This is a genomic window from Kluyvera georgiana ATCC 51603 (genome assembly GCF_001654985.1).
GTDB classification, from domain to species: domain Bacteria; phylum Pseudomonadota; class Gammaproteobacteria; order Enterobacterales; family Enterobacteriaceae; genus Kluyvera; species Kluyvera georgiana.
On sequence record NZ_LXEU01000084.1, the window covers coordinates 1 to 9,164 of the forward strand.

The 9,164-nt window shown below is 54.8% G+C and carries 8 protein-coding genes; 5 read left to right on the plus strand and 3 right to left on the minus strand.

Translation table 11 applies throughout. The annotated features are described in order from the left end of the window. Positions 1-229: 229 nt before the first annotated feature. Positions 230-1,810 (minus strand): phosphoethanolamine transferase, encoded by a 1,581-nt coding sequence (locus M989_RS20835; protein WP_064548483.1) that lies wholly within the window; start codon positions 1,808-1,810, stop codon positions 230-232. A 256-nt stretch (positions 1,811-2,066) separates the two neighbouring features. After that, on the minus strand, positions 2,067-2,192 hold the full coding sequence (gene mntS, locus M989_RS20840; RefSeq protein WP_064548484.1) for a manganase accumulation protein MntS: 126 nt from the start codon (positions 2,190-2,192) through the stop codon (positions 2,067-2,069). Between the two features lie 181 nt (positions 2,193-2,373). Here mntS and mntR point away from each other — a divergent pair, with 181 nt between their 5' ends. The 4 genes from mntR (at position 2,374) to M989_RS20860 (ending at position 6,275) form a co-directional block, all read left to right on the plus strand. Further along, entirely contained in the window at positions 2,374-2,847 is a 474-nt protein-coding gene (gene mntR / locus M989_RS20845; protein ID WP_064548486.1) for a manganese-binding transcriptional regulator MntR, read from the plus strand. Then, on the plus strand, positions 2,844-3,962 hold the full coding sequence (locus M989_RS20850) for an anion transporter (protein WP_064548488.1): 1,119 nt from the start codon (positions 2,844-2,846) through the stop codon (positions 3,960-3,962). The genes mntR and M989_RS20850 overlap by 4 nt, the downstream gene beginning before the upstream one ends. A gap of 204 nt (positions 3,963-4,166) precedes the next feature. Continuing rightward, the gene (locus M989_RS20855; protein WP_064548490.1) at positions 4,167-5,543 is read left to right on the plus strand and encodes a glycoside hydrolase family 1 protein; all 1,377 of its coding nucleotides are present in this window, start codon (positions 4,167-4,169) and stop codon (positions 5,541-5,543) included. A gap of 15 nt (positions 5,544-5,558) precedes the next feature. Further along, a complete protein-coding gene (locus tag M989_RS20860; protein WP_064548492.1) occupies positions 5,559-6,275 on the plus strand; it encodes a GntR family transcriptional regulator in 717 nt (238 codons plus the stop codon). A 46-nt stretch (positions 6,276-6,321) separates the two neighbouring features. On the opposite strand, the gene ldtB is transcribed toward M989_RS20860, so the two are convergent. Further along, on the minus strand, positions 6,322-7,242 hold the full coding sequence (ldtB, locus tag M989_RS20865; RefSeq protein WP_122983138.1) for a L,D-transpeptidase: 921 nt from the start codon (positions 7,240-7,242) through the stop codon (positions 6,322-6,324). A 218-nt stretch (positions 7,243-7,460) separates the two neighbouring features. Here ldtB and M989_RS20870 point away from each other — a divergent pair, with 218 nt between their 5' ends. Then, complete coding sequence (locus M989_RS20870; protein WP_064548496.1) at positions 7,461-9,053, plus strand: ABC-F family ATPase; 1,593 nt, start codon at positions 7,461-7,463, stop codon at positions 9,051-9,053. Positions 9,054-9,164 lie beyond the last annotated feature (111 nt).

Here is a 9,164-nt window from a genome sequence, read left to right on the forward strand (position 1 = left end):
TTTTTTAATGCCCTTTGTAAACCTATTTCCCGCCAGATTCAACATCCCGCCGCAATACCGCTACCCAGCGCCTCCCGAATATCTCCTGCTGCCCAGGTAAGTGGCGACGATGAATTTACCGTGTCCGGAACTATGGCAAGCAGCAAGTATAGTCATCCAACGCCGGGGCGATTCGCTATCCGTTTACCGGCGTGAAAGGCAAACGGATAGCGAAAGAGGAAGGGCGAAATTAGCTTTTGGGATCAAATAGATCGGTCTTCAGCGTATCGTAATCCACTTTTTGTAACTGGAAGTTGGTGATGTAGACCTTGCCGGCTTTTTGCGACGAGATGAAGCGATACTTCGGCGTAATCTCTTTGGTCTGGATCCCGGTCCACTGCGAGAAGAAGCTCAGGAAATCGTTGGCGGAACGACGCGCCTTGATAACCTTGTGCGCTTTGTCATCGCTGGACAGCACCATAAACGGCACCTGGAAATTCTGCTGATATTTATCATCGTGCGCCAGATACTGTACCGCTTTGCCACGCTCTTTAAACGCCAGCCCGTGGTCAGAGAAGTAAACCAGCGAGAAGCTGTCGGTGTTACGTCGCAGCTGATCGTAAAGCTGGTTTAGCAGGCTGTCGGTTTGGGTCATGGTGTACAGATAGCATGACGTTTCCTTTGACTGTACGAACTGCGCATACTTGCCCTGGGTGCGGTCGCAGGCCTGCGGATGCGAGCCCATAATATGCAGCACAATCAGCTGCGGCTGACTGCGCGTCGTCGACAGCACCTGGGCGGTCATCTTCAGCAGATCTTCATCGCGGGTATTTTTATCCGCTTCGAAGTCGCCGCTTTTCAGGAAGTGCACTTCATCGGCGCGTTTGGCGATGCTGGCGATAGCCGTGTCGTACTCGCCAATCTGCCCCTGGTTGGAGAACCACCAGGTCTGGAAACCGGCGCGGTTGGCGAGGGTAACGAAGTTATCCTGGTAGAGCGGTTTACCGTCTACCACGCGGTTTAACGTCAGCCCCAGCGATTTCTGCGTAGAGCCGCTGGCGGCAATGTAGTTAGTAAACAGATAACCATTGACCGAGCTGGCGAACGGCGTGTTATCCCAGTGACCGCCAAAGGCGCCCAGCGCGTCGCGTCGCGCGCTTTCACCGATCACCACCACGTAGGTATGATATTTCGGCTTCACGGCCACCACGTTCCAGGTGTCTTTCAGTCCGGAAAGCTCCGCCATGCGCTGCTGTTCATCAATAACCTCGTTGTTATTAACGATGATGTCTTTCACGAAGCGGAAGGCCGGGTAGCCGCTATCTTTCAGCTTAAACCCCCAGCCATCAATCTTGTTTTGAATCGGCTGGACGAAGAACACGCCGATGCTGAATAGCAGGCACAGCGTCTCTATCACGCCCCAGCGTTTTTTATCCGTGGTTTTACGACGAATGGCAATGACGCCAAGCGCAAAAATAAACACCGCCACCAGGTAGCTGTACCACGGGAAGATGGTAAAGATTTCCGTCGACTCTTCCACATTCGTGGAGTGTAGCGCCAGCAGCGTGTTGAAGTTCGGTGCCCCGTAGGCCTGACTAAAGGGGAAATAGAGCGCGGCCACGAGCGAATAAACCCCCAGCACCACCTTCTGCACTTTAGGCAGCGTGCGCCATAGCAGATGCAGTACGCAGGTAAATGCCACCGCATACAGCAGGCTAAATGGATAGCCCAGCGCCAGGTTTATCAGGATCGACTGTAAAAAATAAAATCCCGTCCACGGGCTAACGGCCAGCCCACGTGCAGCAAGGGTGTCTTTCAGGGTTAGATTCATAGATTACAACTATCAAAACGCCATGTGCGTCCCCTGGCGTCAAGGGGGCTTTATTGGCCAGACGATGCGTGAAGAGGGGGATGCAAAGTACAGGGCTGCAAGAAGATAAAGCGAGCTTATTATTGGGTCAACTACTGATAACGAATTGTTTTGGGAGGACGCTTACAAAACCAGAAAATAAACGGGGTTTTTGGGCACAAACGGGTAGGTTGCCAGCACAAGATGACAGCCTGATGAAGCGGCGTCGCGACGCCGCTTAGCGGGACGGAGTGTCCTGTTGGGATTTGTTGTTGAACAGGTCACACAGCATACCGATCAACATCAAACGTACTTTAAAGGGAGAGTGGCTAAACACGCTGATACACCTCTTGAATTCGTTCATGGTTCCTCCTGCTTTCAGGCCCGTCGATCCTTGATGAGCGTTTGCATTACATACAGATATAGCACAGGCTATATTTTATAGCTATGGCTAAAACGTTAAATTTTTGTGCTTGGGTCACAATCCATTACAATGAGCGAACTTGATATGACGCGTTCAGGCGTCGCACAGATGAGGAAGCTTTATGGGCCGTCGCGCAGGTACGCCAATCACAAAAAAAGTGACGCAGCTGGTTAACGTTGAAGAGCACGTGGAAGGGTTTCGCCAGGTGCGTGAAGCGCATCGCCGCGAGCTGATTGACGACTACGTTGAGCTGATTTCCGATTTGATTCGTGAAGTGGGCGAAGCGCGTCAGGTCGACATGGCGGCACGTTTAGGCGTTTCTCAGCCAACGGTGGCGAAAATGCTGAAACGTCTGGCTGGCGTCGGGCTGATCGAACAGATCCCCTGGCGCGGCGTATTTTTGACGCCGGAAGGGGAAAAGCTGGCGCAGGAGAGCCGCGAGCGCCATCAGGTCGTGGAAAATTTCCTGCTGGTACTTGGCGTCAGCGCGGATACTGCACGACGTGACGCTGAAGGTATTGAGCATCATGTTAGCGAAGAGACGCTGGACATGTTCCGTCAGTTTACCCTGAAGCACGGGCAAATCGTGGAATGAACCTTCCTTTTATACGCTCGCTGGCGCGTGACCGTTTTCTCCATTTGCTGGTGATTGTCGGCATCCTGCTGAGTATTTTTGTTCCTTTCGCGCCCGGGCGTTGGCCGGAGGCGATTGACTGGCACACCATCATTACCCTAAGCGGGTTGATGCTGCTGACCAAAGGGGTTGAGCAGAGCGGCTATTTTGATGTGCTGGGGCGAAAGATGGCGCGCCGTTTTGCCACCGAGCGTCAGTTGGCCATCTTTATGGTGCTGGCGGCGGCGCTGCTTTCGACCTTTTTGACCAATGACGTGGCGCTGTTTATCGTCGTGCCGCTCACCCTGACGCTGAAAAAGTGGTGCGCGCTGCCGATCAATCGGCTGATTATCTTCGAGGCGCTGGCGGTCAATGCCGGTTCGCTGCTCACGCCGATCGGCAACCCGCAAAACATCCTGCTGTGGGGGCGTTCGGGGCTGTCTTTCCCTGCTTTTACACTGCAGATGTTGCCGCTTGCGCTGGCGATGATGGCCACCCTGCTGGTGCTGTGCTGGTGCTGCTTCCCGGCGAAAAAGCTGGTGTTTCAAAGCAGCGATCGCACGCCAGAATGGCAGCCGCTGCTGGTGTGGAGCTGTCTGGCGTTTTATCTGATTTTCCTCGCCGCGCTGGAGATGAAGCAAGAGCTGTGGGGACTGGCAATAGTCGCAGCGGGCTTCCTGCTGCTTGCCCGCCGGGTGGTGTTCAGCGTCGACTGGGCGCTGCTGCTGGTCTTTATGGCGATGTTTATCGACGTGCATCTGCTGACTCAACTGCCGGTACTGCAGCACGCCCTCGGCGGCGTCAGTACGCTGTCCGGCGTGCCGCTGTGGTTAACGGCCATCGGCCTGTCGCAGGTGATTAGCAACGTGCCGTCGACCATCCTGCTGATTAACTATGTCCCGCCGTCGATGCTGCTGGCGTGGGCGGTAAACGTCGGCGGATTTGGCTTGCTGCCGGGGTCGCTGGCTAACCTGATTGCGCTGCGTATGGCGGCGGATCGGCGCATCTGGTGGCGCTTCCACCTCTATTCGATCCCAATGCTGCTGTGGGCGGCGGCGGTAGGGTATGGGCTCTTCCTGCTCGTCAACCGAATGTAGGCCTGATAAGCGCAGCGCCATCAGGCAACTGGGTGTGCCTTGCCGGATGGCGGCGCTGCCTTATCCGGCCTACATCACCCATCCTCTGTGCCCACACTCTCACTCATCTCACAAAAAACGATCTTCAGGGTTGCGCACTTTTTCGACTTTGCGTTATATGACTAGTCATGAATTTTAAATGACTAGTCATATAGGAGTCGAATCATGAAACCATCACTGCCCGCCAACTTCCTGTGGGGGAATTCCGTCTCCAGCATGCAGACCGAAGGTGCCTGGAATGAAGGCGGCAAAGGGATGTCGGTATACGATATCCGCGAGCCAAAAGAGTTTGCTTCCGACTGGAAGGTCGCGACCGATTCCTACCACCGCTACGAAGAAGATTTCGACCTGATGAAAGATCTGGGCATGAACTGCTACCGTTTCCAGATTGCCTGGAGCCGCGTATGCCCGACCGGCGATGGTGAGTTTAATGAAGAAGGCATTGCCTTCTACGAGCGCTTTATAAGCGGTCTTATCGAGCGCGGTATCGAACCGATGATCTGCCTGTATCACTTCGACATGCCGCTGGCGCTGGCTGAAAAATACAACGGGTTTACCGATCGTCGGGTGATGGAAGCGTTCATCCGCTACGGCAAAAAGATGATCGACTGCTTTGGCGATCGGGTGACCTGGTGGCTGACCTTCAACGAGCAAAACCTCTACCATATGCCGGAAACGTTCCTGATCTCCGGCTATATGCGCGGCGATAAAACGCTACGTGAGCTGTATGAAATTCAGCACCATGTGATGATGGCGCATGCGCATCTGACGAATTATCTGCACGAAACCAAACCGGGCAAATTGATGGGCGGCATGCTGGCGCACGCTCAGGTCTACCCGGCTACCTGTAAGCCGCGCGATGTCTTCTGCGCGCAGCAACTGGACGAATTCTTCAATCAGAATTTGCTGCGCGTTTTTGCGGGAGAGGGCTATAGCCCGGAAGTGCTGCACTTTGTTGAACGCGCGGGCTTCAGCGATATCTACCGTGAGGAAGATCTCGCGGTGCTGGCGACCATGAAGAACGACTATATGGCGTTCAGCTACTACGCCAGCCGTACCCTCGACAGCGACCCTATCCCGGCAGGCACGCCGGTGAACAACTACATGCTGTTCGGCGATAAGCCTAACCCGCATCTGAAGGCCACCGAATGGAACTGGCAGATAGATCCGCTCGGTTTTCGCAGTATTATTACCCGCTATTACAATGACTGGCGTCTGCCGGTGTTCCCGATTGAGAACGGTATTGGGGTGATAGAGCACTGGGATGGGGAAAATCCGATCGCCGACGATTACCGTATCGCCTATCATCGCGACCATATTAATGCCATGAAAGTGGCGATTTTTGAAGACGGCGCGCAGGTCATTGGCTATCTGGGCTGGGGGCTCATTGATATTCTCAGCTCGCAGGGCGACATGCGTAAGCGTTATGGCGTGGTCTACGTCAACCGTGAAAACCACGACTTAAAAGACCTCAAACGTGTGCCGAAGAAAAGCTATGACTGGCTGAAACGGGCAATTCATAGCAATGGCGAAGAGATGTAACAACAGGAGCGGGTGATGGCAGCGAAGTACATCGCGATAGCGCGGGAAATTAAGAAACGGATTATCAGTGGGCAGTATCCCGCTGCTGAGCCATTGCCCGACCAGTTTGCGCTGGCGGCCGAGTTTGGCACCAGCCGGATGACCATTCAGCAGGCGATGCGTCAGCTTATCGTTGAAGGGCTGGTTTATACCCGCCAGGGGCAGGGGACGTTTATTCGCAAGAACTTCCTTCAGCTCTCCCGGTGGGATATTCACGGCAGCGACTACGCCGGGGCGACGGAAACCTGGGGACATCTGGGCAAGGTGGAAAGCCAGGTGATTCGCTTTGAGCTCCGTTTTCCCAGCGAGAAAGAGCAGGCATCTCTGCTGATTGACGCCGATGCGCCGGTGTACGATTTTGTGCGCCTGCGTCTGCTTAACGGCGAGCCGCTGTCGCTGGATATTACGGTCATGCCGGTGTCGCTGGTGCCGGGGTTGAGTAAAGCACATCTCGAAAATTCGGTCTTTCGCTACGTACAGGACAATCTTGGTCTGAAGATGATGGGTTCTTATCGCGTGGTACGCGCGCTGAAGCCCAGCGAGCTGGACCAGCAGCATTTGAACTGTGAAGCGAGTGACCCGATTCTGGAAGTGGAACAGGTGATTTATCTGGATGACGGTACGCCGCTGGAGTATGCGCACTGCCACTATCGCTACGATCACGGGGGGATTGTGATCGTCAATAACGGATAAAAAAAGGGCGGGTGATTAACCCGCCCTTTTTGATCGTCTGGTTGAATTAGTTCAGACGAACCGGCATACCGGAACGGTTTTTCACCGCCTGGTCAACGATGCTCTGGTCAACGTCGGACTGGCTGGTCACCGCCTGTACGGCTTTGGTCAGGACAACCGGCACGGTTTCACCGCCTTCGAACTGCGCTTCGGTAGTGGACAGCGGGTTGTGCACTTCAATGAAGCGGCTGCCATCTGGCTCCGTGGTCGCTTTGACGGGTTCATCGATAAACTGTACGCGAGTGCCGACCGGCACGTTTTCGAACAGGAATTTGATGTCTTCGTTACGCAGACGCACGCAACCGTGGCTCACGCGCAGGCCGATACCGAAGTTGGCATTGGTGCCGTGAATGGCATACAGACGACCAATGTACAGAGCGTACAGACCCATCGGGTTGTCCGGGCCAGCCGGAACGACTGCCGGCAGCGGGTTGCCTGCTGCGGCATATTCAGCGTGCATTTTTGCCGTCGGCGTCCACGTCGGGCCTGCTTTCTTACGTTCTACCTTGGTGGTCCAGTTGATCGGGGTATCTTTACCCAGCTGGCCGATACCGATTGGCAGCACGATCACGGTGTTGGTGCCTTTCGGGTAGTAGTACAGACGCATTTCCGCGCTGTTGATGATGATACCTTCATGCACGGTGTCCGGCAGGATCAGCTGCTGAGGAATATTCAGCACGCTGCCGCCTTTCGGCAGGTAGGTGTCGACGCCTGGGTTAGCCTCAAGGAGGTTGGAAAGCCCCATCTGGTACTGGGCGGCGAAGTATTCCAGCGGCTGTTTGTTATCGTCAGGAATGGTGATGACCTGATTCTGGCCGACAATACGGCTACCGTCGGTCGGCAGCGGATACGTCACCGCTGAGGCCGAATTGCAGAAACCTACGACAGCGAGCGCTGCAGCGAAAAGCGTTGTTAATTTCATGTTCATGTTGTGCGAGGTATCAGTGCCATTACGGCGGTTGTTTGAGAATTCAGACTGTTGGTTGCAGCGCATTATATGTGCATTCGATGCGGCTGGGAATTCGGATGTGTACGAAATCACATTTTTTTCACTTGCGTTACAGTTTAGCCGTTGGCGAAGGCGGGCGCTTTTTATTCGCAAGTGTGGCATAATAGGGAGTTTGTCACATTCTTCAGGATACTCCCGTGTTAGTTACCAGCAACGTCACCATGCAGTTTGGCAGTAAGCCGCTGTTCGAAAATATCTCCGTCAAATTTGGCGGCGGCAACCGTTACGGCCTGATTGGCGCCAACGGGAGCGGTAAATCCACCTTTATGAAAATCCTCGGCGGCGACTTAGAGCCGACGCTGGGCAACGTCTCCCTCGATCCCAATGAGCGTATCGGTAAGCTGCGTCAGGATCAGTTCGCCTTTGAAGAGTTCACCGTGCTTGATACGGTGATCATGGGTCACGGCGAGCTGTGGGAAGTGAAGCAAGAGCGCGACCGTATCTATGGTCTGGCTGAAATGAGCGAAGAAGACGGCTATAAAGTGGCCGATCTCGAAGTGCTCTACGGCGAAATGGACGGTTACTCCGCCGAAGCGCGCGCCGGTGAACTGCTGCTGGGCGTGGGTATTCCGCTGGAGCAGCACTACGGCCCGATGAGCGAAGTCGCGCCGGGCTGGAAGCTGCGTGTGCTGCTGGCGCAGGCGCTGTTCTCTAACCCGGACATCCTGCTGCTCGATGAACCGACGAACAACCTGGACATCGACACCATTCGCTGGCTGGAGCAGACGCTGAACGAACGCGACAGCACCATGATCATCATTTCGCACGACCGTCACTTCCTGAACATGGTCTGCACCCACATGGCGGATCTCGACTATGGCGAGCTGCGCGTATACGCCGGTAACTACGACGAGTACATGACGGCAGCCACCCAGGCTCGCGAACGTCTGCTGGCCGACAACGCCAAGAAGAAAGCGCAGATTGCCGACCTGCAATCCTTCGTCAGCCGCTTTAGCGCCAACGCCTCTAAATCACGCCAGGCGACTTCCCGTGCCCGTCAGATTGATAAGATCAAGCTCGACGAAGTGAAGGCGTCCAGCCGCCAGAACCCGTTCATCCGCTTCGAGCAGGATAAGAAACTGTTCCGTAATGCGCTGGAAGTGGAAGCGCTGGCCAAAGGGTTTGAAAACGGCCCGCTGTTTAAAAACTTCAACCTGATGATGGAAGTCGGCGAGAAGATTGCCATCATCGGCGCTAACGGCGTGGGTAAATCCACCATGCTGAAAACCCTGGTCGGCGAACTGACGCCGGATAACGGCACCGTGAAATGGTCCGAAAATGCCAGCATCGGTTACTACGCGCAGGATCACGCCGAAGATTTCGATAACGACCTGAGCGTGTTCGACTGGATGAGCCAGTGGAAGCAGGAAGGCGATGACGAGCAGGTTGTACGTGGTTTCCTGGGCCGTCTGCTGTTTAGCCAGGACGATATCAAGAAGCCGGCTAAGGTACTTTCCGGTGGTGAGAAGGGGCGTATGCTGTTTGGTAAGCTGATGATGCAGAAACCGAACATTCTGGTGATGGATGAACCTACCAACCACCTGGATATGGAATCGATCGAATCACTGAACATGGCGCTGGAAATGTATCAGGGTACCCTGATCTTCGTTTCTCACGACCGTGAGTTCGTGAGCTCGCTGGCGACTCGCGTGATTGAGATTACACCGGAACGCGTAGTGGACTTCAGCGGTAACTACGAAGATTACCTGCGTAGCAAAGGGGTGGAGTAATTTCCCTCAGCCTGGCCCTCTCCCAAAGGGAGAGGGAACCGTTAGATGCAAATTAAAACACCTTGCTCCTGCAGGCCGCACAATGCGGTTTGCTCCCTCTCCCCGGCGGGG